This window comes from Glaciecola sp. KUL10, assembly GCF_003203515.1.
Classification (GTDB): Bacteria; Pseudomonadota; Gammaproteobacteria; order Enterobacterales; family Alteromonadaceae; genus Glaciecola.
Genome location: NZ_BGNG01000005.1, coordinates 261,875 through 285,142 on the forward strand (window position 1 = coordinate 261,875; position 23,268 = coordinate 285,142).

Sequence of the window (23,268 nt, forward strand, 5' to 3'; positions counted from 1 at the left end):
GCTATCTTCGCATCAATGTGCTGATATCACAGTGCCTGCTTCCTCCAGAAAGAACTTATCGATATATGGTTTCAATATTGTTTGACTAACCATTATAGATCCCTCTAACGATAAATGACCGTAGTCCCAAACTACAGGTGTGTTTTCATCATCTACCTTTGCCAAACATCCTTCCTTGTTGCATAAACCATCTGTTACTGAAATGTAATTGATCGAAGAGCCTTCGTACTTTTCTTTAAGTTTTTCATCTATATCAAGTATTCTGGATACAAAAGATGGATCATCAAACCGAACTGTTGTTGAATCAAAATGTCTTTTAGCGATAGCGCTTGGTAAAGACGGTTTCCATTGAGGTACTGGACCAACTAGCACCACATGAGAATTAAGCTTGTTTTTTCGTAAATAGTCTACAATATCTATAAAATTATTTTTGTCGTGGTCTGTTTGTTGGGCAAGTAAAACAATTTTGGGATTCACCTCTAACAGCGCTTTCAAAACTCTCTTGTTTGCTCTATCACAAGCAATTTTAAATTGACCGGTCGATACATCATCTTCTTTTACCAATGGTCTACATGCGGAGCTAGCTATTTGTGAGATAGGTTGCTTCGTAAAAGTCTGACGAACTCCATATGAGATGGATTGGGCGTGTGAATCTCCCCAAATGAAAATACCGCCTTTACCTGTTTGGATGCACTCACTCGCTATTTCTTCAGATTTTGCAACAAACGCTTCCGCATCAAAATAATTACACTGTTGACTATATGCACTATCCAAATATTTTTTGTAATTACTTCGATGATATTTTGCCATATACTTAGCTTGTTCAGAATTAGTTACTTCTCTCACGGATGAGTCAACTCCTTCACTCACATAAACTACGAGACCAAATACAGATGCAATAGCAGCAAAAAGTATAGGCTTGTGGTTTATAACTGAGATCCCACTTCCCCATGTCTTTCTAAATTTCATTTGCTCGACATACTGAAAACTAATCATCCCAGCAAGTACCGAAATCGCCACTCCAAGCATGCTAAAAACCAGCCCAAGTGAATAAGAATAAATAAAAACAGCTATTGGCCAATGCCACAAATAGATTGAATATGACCATTTCCCCAGATATCTAAATGCTAAATTATTGGTAAATATACTCGATTGTAAGTTAGCTTGTATTATTAGATATGTACCAAATGTAGGCACTGCAGCAAGGTAACCAGGCCATAAATCTTCTTCATGGATAAACAAAACTGATAAGACTATCAGAAGAATACCTAGCATATTTATAAATTTTCTTACGGTCAAAGTAGCACGAAGAGGAAACAAAAAAGCGACACCACCCAGCATCATTTCCCAAGCTCGAGTTGGAAGAAGGAAATATGCAGGATTCGGCCAAATCGGTGTAGCCAGAAGAGAAAGCAAAAAACCGAGAAACACTCCAATAATAAGGATCACTTTCAATGAATTAAGAGTCATGAATTTTTTTAAAAATAGCAGCACTATTGGGTAAATAATATAGAACTGCCATTCGACTGATAGTGACCATGTATGCAACAGCCATTTTTCATTCGATGCCACATCGAAGTACCCCGACTCTTTCCAATATACAATATTGGAAACAAACGCTAAACTACTAATCACGTGCGTCGCGAGTTTTTCGTACTCCAAAGGAACTAACATAAACCAACCAAAAATTGTCATAAATATGCAAAGTATCGCTAGAGCGGGAATGATTCTGTTTGCGCGAGCTAAGTAAAATGTAGCTAATGAAAAGTCTTCATTTTCTATACCTTTGAATATGATTCCTGTCATTAGAAAGCCAGAAATAACGAAAAAAATATCAACACCAACAAAGCCGCCGGGAAGCCATGCAGCGTTGAAATGAAACAATACAACCGCCAAAACAGCAATTGCTCGTAATCCGTTTATATCTTGTCTAAATCCCACAACTAAACCCTAATTTGTGTTGATATATCATTAATTTAAAAAGCCATTGAGGTGTTTACGAATATCGCTGATTAATACTTCTGTCCCTAGGCGCGTTAGATGGACCTTATCAGTATAAAGTCCAGAATTATCATTTTTGTGTATACATTGATTTTGTTGACAAAAAGCATCGACTACAGAAACATAATAAGTGGCAACTGATTCAAGTTCAGAACGAAACTCTAGATCCATTTCGGAGCGCCCTTTTCGTCGAACGTGAGGTACTAGGTCATAATCTATAAGCTCACTCATTCCTTGAAGCAATGGGACGTTGGTGTAGTAGTCTACTGGGGGCCCTATAACTAGCACTTTGGTACCTTTTTCTTTTAACGCTATCACATTTTCTACCAACATTGGGAGGTCTGAAGATTGCCACATTGCGAAAATGACCACTAAATCAATTTTAACATCTCTTTCCCATAATTTACTCCTCACTAACCGATCAAGCGTTTTAGCAGATTTCGTCCAACTACTTTCTAGACCGGGTTTATAATTCACGGCACTTGCTTGCAGAAAATTAACATTTGGAAAAGTATCTATAAACGTACTCGTTATATTTGCTGAAAGGCTGTCTCCTGTAACTAAAACGTTTTTTGTGTCCGTGCTAATATCTAGGCATTTATTGTAGCTCTCATCGAGATTATCTTCTTTCGTTACAAAGAAGCATTCATTAAGTCTAAATAGAGATGCTTCATTTTCGATCTTCAAGTATTTACCAGCCTCTGGGTTTCGCTCCCAAACGCCATTAACGAAGGCTATCCATAAAACAATGAAGCCAGATAGAACTAAGGCAAAAATAGGCATTGCACTGCCAAGGGTAAGTTTAGGTAGAGATTGACTTTTTTGCTTGTAAAACCTTAAAACAGGTAACTCAACCAGTAGATACATTAACCAACCCACTAAAACGCTCATTACGATCAAAGAGACTGTTATAAAAACATTTGTGATCGGTAAGAACATACCCACTAAACAGACTATTGGCCAATGACAAAGATATAGTGAATAAGAAATATCACCAAAGAATGTCATAAATTTATTTCTTAAAATACCATTGATGTTAGAAGAACAGTCTAAAGATATTAGTAATAAAGCGGTACCTAAAACAGGTAATATCGAACCTACACCAGGAAATACAAAAGACTTTTTATAAAAAAGTATAGTGACTAGTAGTATTAATAACCCTAGCAAGGAAACTGATTTTGAAACTCCTGATTTCCTAAGTGCGATTCCGTTCCAAGCTATTATCGCTCCTGTACAGAATTCCCATGCCCTGTACCACGGCAAGTAAAAGGCAGCGCTTTGGTTGGTGTAAGTAACAATAACAGCGCCAAAAAAAGATAATATAAATATAACAAAGAATAAATGATTGATACTCTGTCTGATATTTAAAACACCAAGAATTAAAAGTGGAAAAAACAAGTAAAACTGCTCTTCAACACCCAATGACCAAGTGTGTAATAGGGGATTTGCGATTCCACTGGAAAAGTAATCCAACGTAAAATAAAAGTAGATATTTGACAACCCAAAAAGCGAAGAGAACATCGAATAGTAGAAAGTATCGTTGCTACTTAAGGGAAAAAGAGGACCAAAAACTAAAGCGGTGAAAAACACTGTAACAAAAAGAGCAGGAAGAATTCTCCAAAAACGTCGTATGAAAAACGCGCTTAAATTAAAGTTGTTATTGCCAACCTCCTTTTTGATAATTCTTGTTATTACAAATCCAGAAATCACGAAGAATATATCTACACCAACAAAGCCACCATGAATAAATGGAAGTTGTACGTGGAATAAGAGAACACTTATGACGGCAAGGCCTCTTAAACCTTGCACCTCCAAGATAATACTTTTTTGTGGCATAATTTTATTTTCCGACCTAATTAAAAGCGATACAAGTTGGCGTGTTCAGAATTGATAAAATATTTTGGACTTCGACTAAACTCAATAAACATTTAAGAAAACTCATGCTTGCCAATTGAATGGATAGGAGCTTTTGTTTTGTTAATTTTTGATTGAGCAATAATCGCCCCTATTAAAAACCAAAAATACCAATTAAAAACTAGGTATCCTAAAATATTGTCTGAAAAATGTGACAGCATATAACCAACAAATAGGCCAAATATAATAATATTATGCCTTTCTAATTTGACAAGGAGCCATAGTTTAGTCATGACACTGAAGAGCAGATAGAAAAAAGCAATGATTCCTAAAACACCCAGTTCAAACAATAATTGTACATAAGTGTTATGTGCAGCTGCTCCGCTTGGAAGGGGAATTAAGAAAAAATCATGCGAATAGTTCATAAAACTCTGATAACCAAAACCTAAGATTGGAGCCTCCCAAAACTTATCCAATGCGCCCGCCCAAATAACTTTTCGCCATGCATAAGAGTTTAGAGCCTGATAATCATCGACAAATGCATCTATATCATTACCTTTAGTGAGATCAATCAGACGTTCTTGAACGCTTGGTACCGACAATGCTATCAGACTAGCGATAGCTAAGTATATAAGGAAGCGTTTTTCACTAAATAATCCAAACAATAATATTATAAAGAAAACAATTAACCACGCAGATCGAGTTTTAGTACCTAAAATACATACGCCAACTATAAAAATAAACAACATACAAAATTTGCGAAGTGTCACTTCTTTGATAAAAAGTGAACTTTTTATCGCATAAAAACAAGTCGCAAATATAGTGAGAAGAAAAAAAGCAAAAACATTTGGATGACTAAAACTTCCAAACAGTCTAAACCCATGGTGATTTGTGCTTCCAGCAGGAAATACAACTTCATAGAGTGTAAACAAAATAGGAATGATCGCTGATATGATAATAGCTTTGATACACTCCACAAAATCGCTTTCAGTTTTTATAAAGTGAAATGGAATTGTGAACATCGCAGCATACGTAACAGCTACCAGAGAAAGGCGTATTCCTGCTGTCAGGTTGGGAGTCCAAGCTAAAGAGATAATCATTAGAAATAGAAGTGGTAACCACCAAACCGCTTCACGATAGATCTTAAACTTTAGTTTCAATAATATTGTCAATAAGCAAACTAAAATAAATAAATTGAATACAGCACCAAAACTAAAACCAGCGATTTTAAACTTGCTTGCAATGCTATCCAGAGATGGGCGTATTAATAAAATAGCAAGTAAAACAGGACTATATAAATAGAGCTTGGGCGTTCTAAACAAATTCATTTCTTTTGTCTTTTGATTAGGGTATGACTGATAATGGAGAAACGTTAATATATCACTGATGTAAAGATACTGATAGGATCAAAACAAAAGTCAGCTATAAAGCATCACTTTCAAATATATTCAACGACACCAAAGAATTAATATCACAATTGTGTCAAATCTTTTCTGTTTTGATTGATTCGGTAAAAGTTTTGATAGTAACAGTAACAAACTACATTAATAGATAATATGAAGAGACAAACATGAGTTCAAAAACTGATTGGGTAGACTATGCCAAGGCACTAGGAATAATTTTAGTTGTCTATGGTCATACGGCGAGAGGAGTTTTTAATGCTGGGCTTGATATGAATAATGAGCTTTTCAAATTGATTGACAGCGTGATTTATACCTTTCACATGCCTTTGTTTTTTTTCTATCGGGCCTATTTTTTATCAATTCATTATCCAAAAGGGGGTTTGGACACTTAACGTTGAATAAGATAGATACAATTGTCTACCCCTTTATTCTGTGGTCGCTCCTACAAGGCTCTATAGAAGCTTTTTTGGCAAACTATACAAATGGCAGTGTTACATTTACTGAAGTGCTCGCACTGTGGGAGCCTCGCGCGCAATTTTGGTTTCTTTACTCTTTGTTCTTTATATTTTTGATAAGCGGTTTCATCTTTTCATATATTTCCTATGACCACATATTTGCTCTGTTTTTGCTAAGTTGTGCCTTATACATTTTTAAGAACATACTACCAAATACTGCGATTATTTATTTTACAGCTAGTAACTTAGTCTTCTTTTTGCTAGGTGTTTTTTTCACAAACTATAAACTTCATCGTATTTTTAATTCAAATTTAAGTTTAGTGACTGTTTCAATATTATTTGTAATTAGCCAATACTGGTTTCATTTTTTGTTGGGTATGACTTATCTCGACGTGGGGATTGCATCGTTAGTTGTAGCTACAATTGGGATCTTTATGGTGACAACCGTCTCTATTCACCTTTGCAAAACCCCTTCTAACGTACTAGGTTATGTAGGAGCATCGTCACTTGCAATATACTTAATGCATACCCTAGCAGGGAGCGGAGTTCGCATTTTGTTGCAAAAAGGCATTGGGTTAGAATCTGCGACACTTCACTTGGTTCTAGGCTGTATAGCGGGAATAATGTTCCCTCTTTTAGCGTTGAGACTGTTTCGAATATTTAGAATCAAATACGCTCTATCAGCCCCAATTAGCAATTTGTTTGTAGCTCGGATGAAAGACTAACAAGGGTGGTTTAGTAAAATCTCCTCTAAGTTGGGGGCGATAGACAGGTCATTGATGTTCGTAGTCACCATATGGATTAGTCGCTCGTTAACTGTCTCATCCATTCCGATTTAAACTTGTTTGAATTTTGGTTCAAATAAAACAAAGTTAAATTTACTTAGTCAATAAAATTTCACAACAAACAATGTTTCACAAATTTCAAAGCGCCCTGTAAATCCTGACCAATGAACGCGCATTAGACAAATAACGCTTAAACAATCGAGTGTCGCTAAACATACGATGCAACCATTCAAGACTTAATTTTTGCATTATTTTTGGCGCTCGTTTCTCATCACCCGTTAGAAATAAAATGGAAGCACCAATACACAGCGCGACACCATGTTTAAGCTCGGAGGTAAGCTTAAAAGCAAACTCTTCTTGACGTGGTGAACCTACAGCGAGAAATATAATGTCAGGTCTGATTTGTTTAACTTTATCAACAAGTTTACTTACTTCGTCAGGCTTGTTAATAAACCCCATAGAAGGGTTAATGTGATGCATATCTGGCAGGTTATATTGAGTTTTAAACTCTTCGTACACTGAGTTTTCTCCGCCAAATATGAGGACACGCTTAGCAATTAGTCGTTCATCATTAAACAAATTAGCAGTCAGGTCACTACCAGGAACAACGCTCATATCTTGTGAGTACTTTGCTTTAATGAGTTTTTTTAAAATTCTTGAGTCACAAATACACAAAGCCGCTTTATCGTATAGCATCTTATATTTTGTCGCCGATTCTGCGTCAACTAATCTAGCAAGGTGATCAATATTTGGAGTGACGATATACTCGTACTGATTCTTGTTTGAGTTATCAAAAACATAATCCATGGTCGCAGCCATGTCGATATCGTGAAGTTTACAGATATTAGTATTGAGGGTCTTCATTAATCTCTATTTGTCCTTTTCCATTCTTTTTCACGGTTCTTGATGAAACTTTTATAAACACCGAATTTTGACAGCACAAAATTGAGCGCCCCACTCAATTGCCTTGCAGGCAGTATTTTGGTTCCAAGCTTTACCCAAATTAAAAACAAAAGGCCAAGCATTGTTAGCGTTATTAGCGAAGATATAAAAAACAATCCGAATCCGAGCCAATATGATGCGACAAGAGAAATTATGATTACGAGTATGGATGTAGCCAACCACAAAACCGTCGGTGGAATTGCCGCGTCTAGTGCTTTTAGCGCCAGCGGTAAGTTTAATTTAAATATAGCTTTTAAGATAACTTTTGGCATTTTGAGCACAATCGCCATGTGCCCATGTTCCCATCGTTTTCGTTGAGTTTCTAAGCCCACTTCATTTTCTGGAAAATAACTATAAACGCTCGGTTCATCGAAAAAAAACACCTCTTCTTTTGCTTTTGTAAGGTTTAGCCCTAATTCCAAGTCTTCCACGATACTTGATGACGCTAGTGAATGCGCTTTTAATACCCTAAGAGGAAATGCCATTCCACTACCTTGAATATGACACCCTATCCCAAGCATTTTTTGCCCAACTGGGCGCACCCAGTTTTTAATCATCCACGTAAACTCAGCAATATTGAGCTTAATGTTATTTTGATTAGGAGATAGCATTAAATACTTGCCCTGAACCACAGAGTCTAGCGCTTGAGACTTCGAAACAATTCTACTAAAGGCACCTTTTTCAAAAAGGCAATCAGCGTCCATCACCACAATGGTTTGCGTTTCTGGATAATTTTCTTTTACATAGTCAACACCGTGTTGAAGTGCAAACCCTTTACCTACATGCTCTTTATTGAATCTTTCCAACACCTCAACACCAAGCTCTCGGCATATCGAAGCGGTGTTGTCGCTGCAGTTATCAGCAATTACGACCATTCGATCGTTTTCACCTAATTCTTGTTTAATATTGTTGAGTGTATCTGTTATTCCCGACTCTTCGTTATGTGCCGGAATAATCACAACGCAAGAACCTATGCGTCGAATTGTCTGCTTTGATTGCTCGCCTTTATTAACGAACACAAGGCCCAAAAAAAGTTGTAGGCAAAAAAAGAGCACTATTACCAAAAAAGCATAAATAATTATTTCAAACAACATTATGCCAAGCCTTTTTTAAACACTTTATTTAACTTGTCGGTTTCAGTATCAACTGAATGCTCTTGCTTGACAGCATCAAATGCGTTTTTAACAAGAACTCGTTTTTCGTCTGTTGTTAAAACACTGAATTCAACAAGGCGAGCCACCAAGTGTTCTGTAGATCCAGGAAACACTAAATATCCAGTTGCAGAATTGATGATGAGTTCAGGAATACCTGCAATTGAAGTGGTAATGACAGGAACGCCTGTCGCCATTGCTTCCATTATTGCAACGGGCAATCCTTCTGCAAAACTTGGAAGTAACATTACGTCGGTTTTAGACAAATAGTCTTTTACTCGGTCTGAGTCTACCCAGCCTGTGATAGTGACCTTATTTTCCATCCGATGTTTCGCTAGATACGCCTCTACATCAGATCTCATTTCACCATCACCGACTAGCGTGAGATGCGCATCAAAGCCTTTATCCAAATATTGTTTAAAAGCCTCTAACAAAAGCAATTGCCCTTTTTGCTCACACAGTCTTCCGATGCAAAGCATTTGAATGCAATCAGTTTTTGATTTTTCAAGACAACGTGGCGCCTCAAAAAAATCATCCTCTAAACCACAGTGAACAATAGTGACCTTATGCCAATCTCTCACTGCTGCCCAACGATACAATTGTGAACGACAATAACTCGTGATAGCGACCACGCTACTCGCCTGTTGTATTTTTAACTTGAGGTTTAAGGTAAGAGGCTTATCAAATTCCTCCGGGCCATGAACAGTAAAGCTGTATTTGACGTCGCTTAATGCGCTTGCGTACATCGCAACTTCTGTTGGGTTAGTACCAAAGTGAGTATGTATATGCTCAATCGCATTATCTTCGCAGTGCTTTGCAACGATACAAGCTTCAACCAGATAAATTAAATGTTTTACTAAACTAGTTTTTGACGCTTTGTTCATGTCTCTTAAAAGGCCCAGTGCTGTCAAAAAAGCCATGGGTTTTCTAAACACGGTAGAAAAAAACACTACCATGGTTTTTATGGTGCCTTGCCCAAGTACATAGAACGTTTTGTTGTGCTCCTCCGCATCTACAGCGCCAAGCGTAGATGGATCGTCACTGCGCATAGCCACCCTTGAGATGTTAAAACCTTTTTTTCTAATGAAAGAATTTCGCGCCTAATGAATGTGTGACTGACTTTGGGATATTGGTTTATAAGATAGAGAATGTTCATTCGCACAACTCTTTATTAATGCAAGTTAATATTTGTATCACGGTGTCAAGGCTATTCATTTTAATAGTTCACGTTTAAATACTTGTGCGACACGTCGTAGTTGTCCACCGGCAAGTAATAGCAAAATTTCTCCCAAAATAGGTCTAACCTGAGAGTAACCATACATTGTGTAGGTCAAGTCCAAATTTTCCTTAAGTGAGACTGGGCGAAGCTTTGATTTTAATCGTTCAAAAGCAAACCTCACTTTTTCCTCAGGCTTTTCAGAAATCCTAACCCCACCATGGTCATGAATTTGCACATAAGAAAAAGATAAACAATTATGAAGCACTCCAAACTTTTCAGTCAAACGCAGCCATGTATCCCAATCTTGGAGAGCCGGCATTTCAATATCAAAGCCATTTATCTCGCGCAAAAAACTTGTCTTAGTGAACACTTGATTACCAATCAGGTTTGATCTGCGCAATTCTTGATACCTTACTTGTGGAGTGTCATAACACTTAACCACACCGTATTTGCGATGTTCGACGATGCTGTCAAACAAGCCAGCAAAGGGCTCATTACTAGCCTCAAATTCGCTCCATTTGTCGACAAAGGTTTGAATACGCCAAGTTTCAAAATAGTCATCGTCGTCTAAACCCGTGATAAATTCGCCTTTTGCAGCAAAAATCGCTGCATTTCGACCATAACAAGCACCGCGCGATGCGCCACTGTCATTGATAACTGCCTTAAGATGCCCTAAGGATTCTTGCTCTCTTAAATACTCTGATGTGCCATCAGACGAACCGTCGTCAGCAACAATGATTTCGATATTAGGGTAAGTCTGATTTTGCACAGACTCGATTGCTCTTTTAAGTAACGCAATTCGATTAAACGTTGTAATATAAACTGTGACTAACAAAAACACCTCATCGAACGCTGTATATTCTGATAAATAACCAATAGGCAAATAGCTTACCAAATTAAAAGTTTTAGGTCTGTTTAAAAAATGTTACATCTTTCGATATAAAAAGATGAATACGATTTCAGCAAGCTATGCTTTATACTCTTTAAGAGTAAGGTACTGTGTTACAACTTTTTAGCCATCAAAACATCATTGAGACTGAGCACATTTGAAGCGAATTAACTCACAATTTGAGCATTTCTGTTTTGAAGCAAAAAGGTTTTATTTTTCGATGGCTTTAGTGTTTTTGACAATGCTTTGCAGCTTTAAACTAACCCCCAACATCCAATTTACAGAAGAACTCTTCTCTCAAATCACGCAAAGATATAACCAAGCAGCCTCAGAGCGCGTGCGTGAGTGGCAATCTATTATCGAAGCAAATCAGTCATCTGATGTTCAAGATCAACTCTTTGAGATTAACCGTTTTTTTAACCGCTTGGAATTTAAAGATGACATCGATCACTGGAACCAACCCGACTACTGGGCCACTCCAATCGAGTTTTTAGCAACCCAAGCCGGCGACTGTGAAGACTACACAATCGCAAAATACTTTAGCTTGTTGGAGTTGGGTATACCTAACGAAAAATTACGCCTCATTTACGTGACAGCCTTACGACCACGCCAAGCCCATATGGTTCTTGGTTACTACGAAACACCTAATTCAATCCCATTGATTTTAGACAATATCAACAAGCGAATACTGCCTGCTAATCTGCGTCGTGATTTAATCCCAATCTATAGTTTTAATGGTGATGGCTTATGGTTGGCAAAATCACAGGGGCGAGGTCGCCAAGTTCAATCGGGTGGAAACAATAGTTTATGGGTTGACTTAAATGAACGCATGAAGAACGGTTTTTAACGGAATACACCAAAGATGAATTACTATAAGAATATGCAAATAAGAGGGAATTACTTATGTCATTGTCAAAACAGCTAGGCTTTGGCTTTTTTACTGTGCTTGTATTGGTATTTATTGGTTCGTTATGGATTAATGTGACGAATACTCGTGACTTTATTCAACTGCAGCTCCAATCGCATGCTCAAGATACTGCAACGTCTCTGGGGTTGTCGATTACGCCCTATATTGGCAATGAAAAAGATATAGCGATTATCGACACCATGACGAATGCGATTTTCGATCGTGGTTATTATCAATCTATCGAGCTAAAGGACGCTACCGATCAATTGGTTTTGTCTAAGCAAAACCCAACTGCAATTGAGGCAGTGCCTGAGTGGTTTATGTCAATGTTTCCAATCTATGCTCCTGTTGCACAAACTGAATTGAGCAATGGGTGGAATATTGCTGGACAACTTAAAGTAGCGAGTAACCCTGGATTTGGTTACTTGCAGTTGTGGCGCAATGCAATTTCTACGTTTTGGGTAATCACAGCTATTTTTGCCTTAGCTCTTATCTTTATTTATTTTTTGGTTAAGGCCATTACTAAACCAATAAACGATGTGGTAAACAGCGCTGAGCATATTAGCAAGCGTCAGTTTGATGTTATTAAAGATATTCCTCGCACGCCCGAATTAAAAACCTTTGTAACTGCAATTAATAAAATGGCAGGCAAACTTTCAACCATGTTTGATCAACTCACGGCGCAGTCTGAACAGTACCGACAATTTGCCTATACCGACCAACTTACAAAAATAGAAAACAGGCGCGCTTTTGATTTGTTTATTAAAAGTCTATTAGCTGATCAAGAAGCGCAAACACAAGGTTTTATGATGGTAATAAGGTTGGCTAGCTTATCTGATGTCAATAATTCCTTGAGTAAAGACGAAGGTGATAACTATGTGCTATCAGTATGTGAGCAAACGCAAAAGCTTGTTAAGCAAGCACATACTGACTATTCGATGTATAGGCTTTCGGGTGCTGACTTTGCACTTGTTTTAGACGGTATGAAGCATGAACAGTGCGAAAAATTAGCATTGCAGCTATGTGAGTCATTTAAACGTTTAGAAAAATCAGAATATGCACATGGTACAGCCCATATTGGGGTAACGGCGTTTTTCCATGCCATGGAGTATGCTGATTTGATGCAAAAAGCAGACAATGCACTAGCAATAGCGACCAATGCTGAACCTGCACTTCAGTTCGCGTCGGACGCGCAAGTTAATATGAGTAACACACAATGGCGTGCTCAAATCGACAAACTACTTGCTGCTAATAATGCTGACTTTGCGGCGCAACCTATTAGCTCCAAACAGGGTGACTTATTGTACGTTGAATGGTTTGCAAGGCTTCCAAGTAAAGCAAGTAATGAACTAATACCCATGGCGCAATTGATCCCTGCCTCTATTCGTCTAGATGCCTCAGAAAAACTAGACCGTATGATTATAGCAACAGCTATCCAAAAGCTTGAAGCGGCTGAACTATCAAATGTGAGTGTGGGGCTTAATATTTCTAGAATGTCATTGTTTGATACTGAGTTTCAATCGTGGTTTATAAATCAACTTTCAAATAAGCCAGATGTTTGTGCTAGGTTAACAATTGAAATACCTGAACGCGCATTGGTTAATGATGAAACCATGCTACCTGTATTTATTTCTATGGTGAAGGGCTTAGGCGTAAAAGTAACAATCGAACACTTTGGCGCTCAACTGGCAGGCTTGCGTCATTTAAAGAACCTTAAGCCGGATTATCTTAAAATCGACGGTCGGTTTATTCGCGATATTGCGAATGAATCTGATAACCAGTTATTTGTAAATTCTCTAATTTCTATTGCACATGGCCTCAATATTAAAATTATTGCGGAAACTATTGAAAGCAATGAAGAATATGAATGGTTAAAAACAGCAGGTGTTGACTTCTTCCAAGGTTTTTATTTGTCCGCTCCTAAAATTGTTTAGAACTTGGTTGATTAATAGTCAATGGACTAGTAAAATTAGGTGGTGTCGGAAATTTACGTCACGATTCTCATAAAAGGAAACGATTATCATGCGTAGCAGTATTATTCTGAGTGTGTTTATGCTCTTAGCAGGAAGCTTTAGCGTTTTTGCACAAGAAACAGGTTTATTTGGCGACGATCAACAGCCTGGTAATAGACTTCATCAACAGATTGTCACGTCAATTGAACAAGGCACATCTGAAGCGGAAGCTATTCAAGCGTCTATTGTCGATGCGCTTACTGAAGAAAGCACTATTTTAACTACTGACTCTAAAATCGCAGTGTCAGTTAACATAGAGCTATCGGGCGAGTTTTATACTCAAATGTTAGTTTCAAACAGCTTGATAGAAGTAACAAAAATATTGATTGAAGAAAATAACGCCCTTGCTAGCCAAGTTGTTGCGTTAGGTACTTATCTTTACCCTGACTTTGCACAAGAAGTTGTAAATGGCGCCATGCTTACAGGCGTAATGACTGAAGAAGATGCAATTGCAATGGCACTTGCTTCAGGCGCAGATCCTACAACCATCACAACAGCAACGGCAGCTGCTGCGGCTCCTGTCGCGACTCCGCCAATTGGTGCGGGCATTGGTGGCGGTGGCGCAGGTGGTGGTGATACTACAGCCTCTACAAACTAGGTCACGTTGTAAAACAAACAGTTTTGTTGAGTAATTGATAACCCTCTAATATCATTGATATTAGAGGGTTAATTTTTGGGATTTACTTTTAACGCTTTGAACGCAGTTGTTTTTAACAGATAAAAGAGAGCTTTGTGCAAACCACTTTTTCAAATAAACTATTTTATTGTCTTTTAGTGATACTTTTTTTGTTACCTCTTCCCTTAGGCGCAAATCGTCCTTGGGCGTGGAGCGTGTTTCAAATGCTCATATTTGCACTCACTTTTGCATGCGTTTATCATTTTAAAGCTAAACCCTTGTTGGGGATGTTGGCCTATCAGCGAATACTCTATTTTTGGTTTGCAATAATCATACTTGCTAGCCTACAAATTATTGCGCTTCCTTCAAGTGTTGTTGCTCTACTCTCACCAAACGCTGAGTTGCTTCAAAATAGTGCCGGAGCCTCGCGTTTTTATTTTTCATTAGATATAGGGCAAAGCGTTATTAGCTTTTTTAAGTTGCTAGCTTACTTTTGTTTTTTCTGTTGCGTTCTAATGCTTGTCACTGATGAAAAGCGTATTAAATGGTTGTTGATGACGATGGTCGCTGCTGGCACGCTACAAGCGGTGTACGGTTCGTTTGAAGTATTGCTTGGTTTGGAAAAGAGTTTAGTCTTCGGTTTTGATGTGGGTAACGCTGCGACCGGCAGTTTTGTCTACAAAAACCATTACGCTAACTTCTTGATGATGTGCGCGTCAGCCGGAATCGGACTGCTAGTCATATCATTACAGAAGAATCGGAACGCAAGTCCTAAAGACATGCTAAGAGCGTTTGTCTCAACTATGCTGAGTAGCAAGGCAATCATTAGAATATCTATCGCTATCATGGTGATTGGTCTGGTCATGTCGCGTTCTAGGATGGGTAACACTGCGTTTTTTGTAGCAATGACTGTGATCGGTTTTATATCGCTGTATCTAATAAAAAATAAAAGCAAAGGGCTAACAATACTAGTTATCAGCATGTTTATTATCGACTTGTTTATTGTATCTGCCTATTTTGGCTTAGAAAAAGTCCAAGAACGCTTGGTACAAACCTCTTTGCAGCAAGAAAGCCGTGATGAGGTTGTTAGAGATGCTTCCAGAATGATCTTTGATTACCCTCTACTGGGCACGGGTGGTGGTAGCTTTTACAGTAGCTTTCCACAATACCAGAGCTCAGAAGTACATAATTTTTATGATCATACGCACAATGACTACTTGCAAATGGCAATTGAATACGGATTACCCGCGTTTTTTATCATTGCCGTAATGACTATATTCTTATCTTACAAAGCACTTCGGCCCATGTACCGTCGTCAGAATTCGGTTTTTAAAGGTTCCTCTTTTGCTTGTTCAATGGCGATTTTGGGGATGCTTGTTCACATGACGGTTGACTTCCCGCTACAAGCATTTGCTAACGCCACTTACTTTTGCGTTTTCCTTGCGTTAGCGATGGTGATAAATAGCCTGAAGTTGAAAAGAAAACGAAGAAAAGCTAATTAAGTTAGCTAGGGCACCCAAGCATTTGTTTGTGCACGTAGGGGTCGAACGACTTCATCCAACGGCAAGCTGTGTCATATTGGTTTAGACTTCGGATACTGGCTAACACGCGCTCTCTACTTTGATTATTGCGCATACCGTAGCTGATTCGTTGCTTAATCTGAGGTTGAAGATTTAAGTAAAACGGATGATTAGCCGCGTATAGCGCAAGCCCCAGCTCTACGTATAAGACATGCACTTCTGATTTTAGTGGTCCAAACTTGTTAGCTTGTTCTAAATAGAACTTCATTTCGTCATCAAACTCGCCTAATCTCCATTTAATAAATGTAAGTGAGGCGTAGCTAACAGGCCAAGCGGGTCTCAGTTTTATTGCGTTTAGATAATAGTTTTTTGCCTCAATAAGCGCACCTTGCGGATCAGAGAATTTTTTTATAGCTGCCCACTCAAGCAGTTGCCCTTGCAAATCACGATACAGCGGATGACTAGGATGAGATGTTTGGGCTTCTGCAATGGCTTTGTTCGCCCTTGCGTAATCAGCTTTATCAGTATTGTTAAGCGTATTTTGCCAATCATCAATAATATTTTTAACAAGGTAATAATCAAGGCTTGCAGCACCAAAGCGGGCAGCTTGAAAAAAACCAATGCTACAAATAACTAGCAAAAACAATGACAGCGGGCTTTTTACTAAACGCAGGACATTGTGTTTTAAGGAGCTTATATTTGATGTCATAACAAATTATCAAACCCAATGTATGTTTTGCGTAATAAGTGCAGGCGTATCTAGAGTTAAACGCTTTGCACAAGCATCGTTGCGTAAGCGACTAATTTTGTCTCGCGCTACGTTCATATCATTAGGGCGACGTTTTACACTATGCGTATCTGACGCGACATAATGAATTAAACCCTCTTCAAGCATTTGTTCTGCTAGCTCGCTGCTTTTTTCTGAAAAGCGGGACGCAAAGACACCAGCAGTGACTTGAAACAAACAGCCTAAACGCTTTAAAAAGAGTAACTTACTATAATCCGCCATGATATCTCGATTGCGCTCTGGGTGTGGAATTATCGGCTGAACATTATTATTTAACAACCACTTTATTAGATTTTCAACACCGGGTGGGACATGGCTATGGGGAAGCTCTAACAGAAGACAAGGCTTCCCATTCCACTCTCCAATATATGGAAGCTTTTTTTGCAGTACCAAAGGTAGAATATCTACACCGATTCTGACTTCGCAAGCAAACGCAATTTTCAAGGGAATATCTTGATGCTCTAGAGCTTCTTTCAAGCTAAGAAATGAAGGGGTGATAGTTGTTGAAGAATTGTCGAACACCCCTTGGTTGATGTGAGGGGTGCACATCATATGAGTTACACCAATATCGACGGACTGACGCGCAATATCTAGCGCTTCACCAATATCTGAAGCACCGTCATCGATCCCCGGCAGTATGTGACTGTGTAAATCTATCAAGCCTGCTTATTGCTCTGGTATGTACTCTCTGAATAGGCATTATAACCATATTGATCATAAAAACCTGAGTATCCACCGGTTTTCTTTGCTTTGTTTAAGTCAACTTGATTTAAGACAACGCCGTCTACTCTGTGACCGATTTGCAAGAAGCGGCTTAAACCTTGATTAATCACTTTATGGCTAGTGCTGTCAGCGCGCACCACGTAAATGACTGAGTCACAAAGCTTAGATACTAACACCGAATCACTGACCGCTTGCGTAGGCGCACTATCGAGGATGATATGATCATACTTTTCACTCAAATCAGCTAACAAAGATTTAAAATTTGGTGACGCAAGTAATTCTTGTGGATTAGGCGGTACAGAGCCTGCGCAAATCACATCAACGCCTGATTGTTCATCTTTAACCACACACTCATCTAGCGTGTGTGTACCTGCAATTAAGTTTGCAAGACCAGGCTGAAAGCCAGGTAAGTCGAATAGTTTACCTACTGACGGGCGTCTAAGGTCAGTATCAATGATAAGTACTTTACTCAATTGGCCCATCGCAAATGCTAAGTTAACCGAAACAGTACTTTTACCCTCGCGTGGCACGCTTGATGTTACCAGTATCGTCTTAGATGGCTTATCTAGATTCAATAACTGTAAACTAGTGCGAAGTGTTCTTACCGATTCGCTGAACGTATGATGCTTATTATCGAAGAAATGACGTAGCGCAAGATTTTCTTTTTTCTTGTGTTGCTGCCAAGGAATAATGCCTAACATGCGCTGACCAAGCTTGCGTTCAACATCTTCAACTGAACGTATGCCGCTGTTTAAAATTTCAAACAATAGAGCCAGCGCAATACCAAAGCCAAAACTACCCACAAACGCAAGTGCAACAATTAGCTTTTTACGTGGCTTCGCAGCCTGAGTAGGTGGAACAGCTGCGTCAAGCAATCTTGCATTAGCTGACTCAAAACCACCAAGCTCGTCGGTTTCTTTTAAACGTGTGAAAAACGAATCGTATAGCTGTTGATTGATATCCACTTCTCTTTGAAGTACACGTCGACGGTTTTCAAGGTTATTAAGTTTTCTGAACTCAGCCTTTGCCAGTTCGACATTTCTTTCTAACGATGCCACTTTTGATGAAGCTGATTCAAATTCTGATGTAATCCCTGAAGTAAGCGCTCGAATTTGTGTCATTAAACTTTCTTCGATTGAGGCTAACTCTGCATTTGCTGCGATCATTGTCGGGTGTTTAGGACCGTAGGTTTCTCTTAATTCAGAGACTCGGCTTCTAGCAGAGGTCTCATCTCTCTTTATGTTTTGTATAGAAGGATGATTTAAAACCTCAGGAAGTGTTGAAAGTTGCTCCAAGCTAGCACCGGCATTTACGACTTGCTGATATATCGCTTCACTTCTTTGCAATACTACTTGAGCATTGATTAGCTGGTTACTTAAATTTTGTAGTCTTTCTGAAGCCAAACCGACGACACCATCAATATCAACGACTTGCTCTTGCTCATAAAATGCCGCCAAATTTGATTCAGCATTATCGAGCTTTTCTCGCAAACCTTGTAAGCTTTCATTCAACCAAGTTTTCGCTTTGGTTGTCATATCCATTTTTGATTCTAGGTAGTTCTCGATGTATACGTCGGCTACCGTATTTGCTATGGAAGCCGCTAATTGGGGACTTTCACTTTCAAATGACAAGTTAACCACTTGTGTTTTGCTAATCGGCGCCACTGTTAGATTCTTCATAACTACGTTAACGGCGAACGATATACGACGTTCCAACTGCTGCTCTTCCGTTAATGTTACCTCTTCTTTTTGTGGAAGAAACGGAAGGGATTCTTTGAGCCATGCAATTAGGTTTGCGGGGACCTGACTGATACCACTCTGATTCTCTAAAATGATATCTAAGTTGTATAGGGGATGCTCGTGAAGAGACAGTTCTTCAACCAACTTTTGCGCAATTTGACGCGAGCGAAGCACTTGATATTGTGTCTCGAAATACTCTTTTCGGCTCGAATCTAAGCCATATACTTCTTCTATTGAAAGAACATTTGCTTGCTCTGCTTCAATCATTAGAGAAGCAGTAGCAATATACCGAGGAGTAATAGAGAAAACAAACAATCCTACTAGTATTGTAAGGAATACAGCAAGACCCAAAATGCGCCAGATATACCTCACGACTGTTTGCCAGTATTGAGCGAGGTCGAACACATCTTCGTCAAATAACTTCACGTCTTGCTCATTATTAGAGCCTAATTGTTGTGACATTGATTTAACCTCTAAAAGAAACGTTGCTGAATGGTAACAATGTCACCAGGGAAAATCATGTCTTTGTCGCTTGCTTGAAAGGTCTGCTCTTGACCAGCAATCATTCTAACAATTGTGACTTTGTCTTTTGCTGCGCGCTCTGTAAACCCTCCAGCAAGTGCTGCTGCTTTTGTTATGGTAAGACCAGGTTGGTATGGATAGCCGCCAGGCCGATTTACTTCACCGTCGATAAAAAAAGGTCTGTATTCGATAACAGACACTGATACCGAAGGGTTAACTAGGTAATCGCCTCTGAGTCCATCATCGATTAGCTGCTCAACTTGGTTTAATGTAAGACCAACCAACTCAATATCACCCATGAATGGGTAACTTATTGTGCCTGTATTAGAAAGACGAGTCTCAACGGTTAAATCTTCTTGACCGAATACGGTGATTTCAATCATATCACCGGCACCTAATGTATATTGGTCAACATTAAGTTGTTGGCTCTGAGCTGTGCTAAAAAACGCAGATACAGCAATAAAAACCAAAAAACAACGATAAAACTTTTGCATACACCTTCGCTCTAAGTTCAAAACTTTATTACAACGTTATATAAGCATTAATGAGGAATTGATTGCGATCATAGTTGATCTCGCTTCTATTACTATCACGCGTATCGAACACATAGCCTACTTCAACGTTAAACCAGCGTCTAAACTGATAATAAGCTGTTAAATTTAAACGTTCTAAATCATCTTCTCGTGCACCAAACTCTGTAGGTTGCCCTTCATACCTATCTGTCGACAAAGTAAAAGATGCTCTAGTACGCAGCCTTTCTAACCATTGATGATTCCATTGCAAGGTATAATCTCGCTGACGAATAAAGTTTCCTTCACCATTCGACTCATTTGTATCGTTTGAAGTAATGAATCTGAACTGAGAATTGCTTGTTGGTTCCCAAGTTACGCCGGCCGACCAGTCGAATCCGTTGTAATCTTCTCTTAGCGACGAATCAAAGTCTTTTTCTTCGTAGCCCAACTTAACAAAGCCTGAAGTTTCTGCTGTCGCTTCCCACTGAACACCGATTAGGTATGAAGCAACACTAGAATCAAGCGGATTATTAGCGTCAAGCTCAAAACCGTAAGCAACGTTCCTCAAAATCACGTCAAACGTTGCATCGGTCGCGGTACCAATTTTATAGAAAAACCCAGCGCGTGTTGTACTGACAACTCGATCTCGAGCGAGTCCTTCATCTGTTTGTAAATCATAATTACGATCTGAAATATCGAAACCTAGGTCGACTCTTCCTGTAGCGCCGGGCGCCCCGTAGCTATATTGGAAACCAAGATCTGACTTTTTATAGGTATCAGGAGTTTCGCCTAGGTTAAGAATTGAAAAGCCTGTACCACGCTGCTCATGCCCATCTTCAAAATCAAAGGAAACATCTAAACGATGTCTGATATTCAATTCATACTCAACACCAACGGATAAGAAATGATCAGTATAGTTATCAGCATTACTACTAAAGAAACGCTCATTCCTCAATCTGTACCCAAATCGCGTCTGACTTGCACCAAAGTTGTTCAATAAGACAAACTGAGGAGAGATGATTGAAGAGAAACTACTGATTTTGTCTTCGTTTTGTCTGGTTACATTATCATCGTACCTGAGACCCACATCTACAGTAGGAATAAAATCAAAGCTACCAAAGGCTATAGGCGCAGCGTCGTCAAACTGTTGTGCTTGTGCGTTCATCGCAGTAACAACTGCTGTTGATAGTGCAGCAACTTTCCATAGTTTCATTTTTTTACCTTTTACTCTGTATTTTAAACTTAATATTTATTCGAAGAAGCCATTGCCGTGCCATAATTCTGAATAACTAGTACTGGTTGCAGCACCCAATCTCTTTGTGTGTTCTTTTATTAATCGAAAGTATACCCTATTACCGTGTGATCTTACAATTTAGATTTGAGAAAACCAAGCTCTGTTAAATAATTGTAAAATATAGAATATTTTGTTTAATAATCAGTGTTTTTGCTAGTCACTTTATTTGTTTTTAATCGCAACAATAAGTTCTTAATTCAAACTAAATTAAAATTTGTCGTAATAAAACCACAAAAATCGTATGATACTATCAAAAATACTTACATGGTTGTAGCTTCACTTATTTGCGCACTTGAGGTCATACAACAGTGCCTTAGGTATCGTATGTCAAGCCTGCGTAATAGTCTCCATAGTGTAAATAGTGCTTGTTACATATGTATGAAATTTTTAAATTAGTGCAATGAAGCATGATGAATACGTTTTCAACAAACTTGCCCAGTGAATCTTTTAACTTAGTGAGCATAGAGTGTTAGAATGACGAATAGAAGGGAAGAGGGACGAAAAAATGAAAAAACAAAAGGCCAATAAATCCCGCGGTGGCGGCATTATTCAGTCGAACAAAAGTAGTTTTTCTACGTTGTATCGTCTGGTTGATATGATATCAATTACCACTTTATATTTTTTCGTTTTACTCAATCGCGACATCGCTGTGAGACCCGATAATCTAGTCCTACTCCTAGTCGGCATCATCAGCTTTAACCTAATCGCCGAAGCCCTCGACCTATACCGTTCATGGCGTACTCAAACCACAACAACATTAATCAAGTTCACCGCCATTACATGGACCATTACTTCAGTGGTGATAATCGGTTTCGCTTATTTCTTCCCCTCTCTCACAGGCCACGGCCAACCGGTAACTCTGTTTTGGATAGGGGCGACGTACCCTGCTTTATGCGCGTGGCGTATTGTTTTTAGAGAAATATTGTTCTCTATTCGTAAACAAGGTCGTAATACGCGCTATGCAGCTGTGATTGGTGCAACCCCGGCGGGATATAATCTGGCTGTTCAGATAATGGAAAATGAGCATTTAGGAATTTCATTAAAAGGAATTTATGATGATCGTGCCCCTTCACGCTTACCACACGAGTTTCAAAACCAAGTCACGGGTAAAATTGAAAGTGTATTAGAGGCCGCTAAGGCTGGCGAAATCGACTATATATACGTTGCAATGCCGATGTCTGCTGAAGATCGTATCATGGAAATCCTTAACATGTGCTCGGATACAACCTGTAACGTTTACATCATTCCTAACTTCTTCATCTATAATTTATTGAATGCTCGCTGGCAAACGGTTGGATCGGTTCAGACACTCAGTGTGTTCGATACGCCCTTTCAAGGTGCAAACAATGTCCTAAAACGTGCAGAGGACATTATTGTAGGTTCGATGATATTGCTGCTTATTGCGATTCCGATGCTTGCAATTGCTATAGGCGTAAAAGTAACATCCAAAGGCCCAATCATCTTTAAGCAAAATCGCTACGGCTTAGATGGTAAAAAAATAAAAGTCTACAAATTCCGCTCAATGAGCGTTCAAGATAATGGTCCTGATGTTAAGCAAGCAACCAAGAACGACGCGCGCATTACCCCTTTTGGTGGTTTTTTACGACGCACCTCGTTAGACGAGTTACCTCAGTTTATTAATGTTATACAAGGCCGAATGTCTATTGTGGGGCCTAGGCCTCATGCCGTTGCGCATAATGAACAATACCGCAAGTTAATCGAAGGTTATATGCTTCGTCATAAGGTGAAACCTGGTATCACAGGTTGGGCGCAGATTAATGGCTTTAGAGGTGAAACTGAAACCGTGAATAAGATGGTTAAGCGTGTCGAGTATGATCTTGACTACATCCATCGTTGGTCAGTTTGGTTAGACATTAAAATTATTATCGCGACGGTGTTTAAAGGCTTTATTGATAAAAACGCCTATTAATTGAGTT

17 protein-coding genes and 1 pseudogene are annotated in these 23,268 nt (G+C 38.9%); 6 read left to right on the plus strand and 12 right to left on the minus strand.

All coding sequences use genetic code 11. The features are described 5' to 3' along the window. Positions 1-12: 12 nt before the first annotated feature. From KUL10_RS10780 to KUL10_RS10790, 3 genes are all read right to left on the minus strand, one after another. Positions 13-1,941 (minus strand): acyltransferase family protein, encoded by a 1,929-nt coding sequence (locus KUL10_RS10780; RefSeq protein WP_110428934.1) that lies wholly within the window; start codon positions 1,939-1,941, stop codon positions 13-15. A 30-nt stretch (positions 1,942-1,971) separates the two neighbouring features. Then, entirely contained in the window at positions 1,972-3,837 is a 1,866-nt protein-coding gene (locus KUL10_RS10785) for an acyltransferase family protein (protein ID WP_110428935.1), read from the minus strand. A 92-nt stretch (positions 3,838-3,929) separates the two neighbouring features. Then, on the minus strand, positions 3,930-5,183 hold the full coding sequence (locus tag KUL10_RS10790) for an O-antigen ligase (protein ID WP_110428936.1): 1,254 nt from the start codon (positions 5,181-5,183) through the stop codon (positions 3,930-3,932). Positions 5,184-5,425: 242 nt separating this feature from the next. Here KUL10_RS10790 and KUL10_RS10795 point away from each other — a divergent pair. After that, a pseudogene (locus KUL10_RS10795) lies at positions 5,426-6,438 on the plus strand (acyltransferase family protein). A 198-nt stretch (positions 6,439-6,636) separates the two neighbouring features. On the opposite strand, the gene KUL10_RS10800 reads toward KUL10_RS10795, so the two are convergent. The 4 genes from KUL10_RS10800 to KUL10_RS10815 form a co-directional block, all read right to left on the minus strand. Continuing rightward, positions 6,637-7,362: a WecB/TagA/CpsF family glycosyltransferase gene (locus tag KUL10_RS10800; RefSeq protein WP_110428937.1), complete on the minus strand. Its 726-nt coding sequence runs from the start codon at positions 7,360-7,362 to the stop codon at positions 6,637-6,639. Beyond that, the gene (locus KUL10_RS10805; RefSeq protein ID WP_158525369.1) at positions 7,362-8,459 is read right to left on the minus strand and encodes a glycosyltransferase; all 1,098 of its coding nucleotides are present in this window, start codon (positions 8,457-8,459) and stop codon (positions 7,362-7,364) included. The genes KUL10_RS10800 and KUL10_RS10805 overlap by 1 nt, the downstream gene beginning before the upstream one ends. 74 nt (positions 8,460-8,533) lie before the next feature. Then, a complete protein-coding gene (locus KUL10_RS10810; protein WP_110428939.1) occupies positions 8,534-9,640 on the minus strand; it encodes a glycosyltransferase family 4 protein in 1,107 nt (368 codons plus the stop codon). Positions 9,641-9,802: 162 nt separating this feature from the next. Further along, a complete protein-coding gene (locus tag KUL10_RS10815) occupies positions 9,803-10,693 on the minus strand; it encodes a glycosyltransferase (RefSeq protein ID WP_158525370.1) in 891 nt (296 codons plus the stop codon). A gap of 226 nt (positions 10,694-10,919) precedes the next feature. Here KUL10_RS10815 and KUL10_RS10820 point away from each other — a divergent pair, with 226 nt between their 5' ends. The 4 genes from KUL10_RS10820 (at position 10,920) to KUL10_RS10835 (ending at position 15,736) form a co-directional block, all read left to right on the plus strand. After that, a complete protein-coding gene (locus KUL10_RS10820) occupies positions 10,920-11,546 on the plus strand; it encodes a transglutaminase-like cysteine peptidase (protein ID WP_110428941.1) in 627 nt (208 codons plus the stop codon). Positions 11,547-11,602: 56 nt separating this feature from the next. Continuing rightward, positions 11,603-13,540, plus strand: a complete 1,938-nt coding sequence (locus tag KUL10_RS10825) for an EAL domain-containing protein (protein ID WP_110428942.1) — start codon at positions 11,603-11,605, stop codon at positions 13,538-13,540. A gap of 88 nt (positions 13,541-13,628) precedes the next feature. Beyond that, positions 13,629-14,216 carry a hypothetical protein gene (locus KUL10_RS10830; RefSeq protein WP_110428943.1) on the plus strand — a complete coding sequence of 196 codons (588 nt, stop codon included), beginning with the start codon at positions 13,629-13,631 and terminating at the stop codon, positions 14,214-14,216. Positions 14,217-14,458: 242 nt separating this feature from the next. After that, the gene (locus KUL10_RS10835) at positions 14,459-15,736 is read left to right on the plus strand and encodes an O-antigen ligase (RefSeq protein ID WP_110429026.1); all 1,278 of its coding nucleotides are present in this window, start codon (positions 14,459-14,461) and stop codon (positions 15,734-15,736) included. A 1-nt stretch (position 15,737) separates the two neighbouring features. Here the strand turns inward: KUL10_RS10835 and KUL10_RS10840 are convergent, their stop codons facing one another. Genes KUL10_RS10840 through KUL10_RS10860 form a run of 5 tightly spaced genes read right to left on the minus strand, consistent with a single transcriptional unit; the run spans position 15,738 to position 21,250 of the window. Beyond that, positions 15,738-16,463 (minus strand): VpsP family polysaccharide biosynthesis protein, encoded by a 726-nt coding sequence (locus tag KUL10_RS10840; RefSeq protein ID WP_110428944.1) that lies wholly within the window; start codon positions 16,461-16,463, stop codon positions 15,738-15,740. Between the two features lie 9 nt (positions 16,464-16,472). Next, entirely contained in the window at positions 16,473-17,201 is a 729-nt protein-coding gene (locus tag KUL10_RS10845) for a tyrosine-protein phosphatase (protein WP_110428945.1), read from the minus strand. Continuing rightward, positions 17,198-19,465 (minus strand): polysaccharide biosynthesis tyrosine autokinase, encoded by a 2,268-nt coding sequence (locus tag KUL10_RS10850; protein ID WP_110428946.1) that lies wholly within the window; start codon positions 19,463-19,465, stop codon positions 17,198-17,200. The genes KUL10_RS10845 and KUL10_RS10850 overlap by 4 nt, the downstream gene beginning before the upstream one ends. Before the next feature lie 11 nt (positions 19,466-19,476). Further along, positions 19,477-20,019 (minus strand): polysaccharide biosynthesis/export family protein, encoded by a 543-nt coding sequence (locus KUL10_RS10855; protein WP_110428947.1) that lies wholly within the window; start codon positions 20,017-20,019, stop codon positions 19,477-19,479. Between the two features lie 28 nt (positions 20,020-20,047). After that, positions 20,048-21,250, minus strand: a complete 1,203-nt coding sequence (locus tag KUL10_RS10860) for an outer membrane beta-barrel protein (RefSeq protein ID WP_110428948.1) — start codon at positions 21,248-21,250, stop codon at positions 20,048-20,050. A 586-nt stretch (positions 21,251-21,836) separates the two neighbouring features. Here KUL10_RS10860 and KUL10_RS10865 point away from each other — a divergent pair. Next, positions 21,837-23,261 (plus strand): undecaprenyl-phosphate glucose phosphotransferase, encoded by a 1,425-nt coding sequence (locus KUL10_RS10865; protein WP_110428949.1) that lies wholly within the window; start codon positions 21,837-21,839, stop codon positions 23,259-23,261. Positions 23,262-23,268 lie beyond the last annotated feature (7 nt).

Coding starts and splice junctions, on each gene's coding strand:
- KUL10_RS10785 (WP_110428935.1), bottom strand. CDS start 3,837: ATGCCACAAAAAAGTATTATCTTGGAGGTGCAAGGTTTAAGAGGCCTT.
- KUL10_RS10790 (WP_110428936.1), bottom strand. CDS start 5,183: ATGAATTTGTTTAGAACGCCCAAGCTCTATTTATATAGTCCTGTTTTA.
- KUL10_RS10800 (WP_110428937.1), bottom strand. CDS start 7,362: ATGAAGACCCTCAATACTAATATCTGTAAACTTCACGATATCGACATG.
- KUL10_RS10810 (WP_110428939.1), bottom strand. CDS start 9,640: ATGCGCAGTGACGATCCATCTACGCTTGGCGCTGTAGATGCGGAGGAG.
- KUL10_RS10820 (WP_110428941.1), top strand. CDS start 10,920: ATGGCTTTAGTGTTTTTGACAATGCTTTGCAGCTTTAAACTAACCCCC.
- KUL10_RS10825 (WP_110428942.1), top strand. CDS start 11,603: ATGTCATTGTCAAAACAGCTAGGCTTTGGCTTTTTTACTGTGCTTGTA.
- KUL10_RS10830 (WP_110428943.1), top strand. CDS start 13,629: ATGCGTAGCAGTATTATTCTGAGTGTGTTTATGCTCTTAGCAGGAAGC.
- KUL10_RS10835 (WP_110429026.1), top strand. CDS start 14,459: ATGCTCATATTTGCACTCACTTTTGCATGCGTTTATCATTTTAAAGCT.
- KUL10_RS10840 (WP_110428944.1), bottom strand. CDS start 16,463: ATGACATCAAATATAAGCTCCTTAAAACACAATGTCCTGCGTTTAGTA.
- KUL10_RS10850 (WP_110428946.1), bottom strand. CDS start 19,465: ATGTCACAACAATTAGGCTCTAATAATGAGCAAGACGTGAAGTTATTT.
- KUL10_RS10855 (WP_110428947.1), bottom strand. CDS start 20,019: ATGCAAAAGTTTTATCGTTGTTTTTTGGTTTTTATTGCTGTATCTGCG.
- KUL10_RS10860 (WP_110428948.1), bottom strand. CDS start 21,250: ATGAAACTATGGAAAGTTGCTGCACTATCAACAGCAGTTGTTACTGCG.
- KUL10_RS10865 (WP_110428949.1), top strand. CDS start 21,837: ATGAAAAAACAAAAGGCCAATAAATCCCGCGGTGGCGGCATTATTCAG.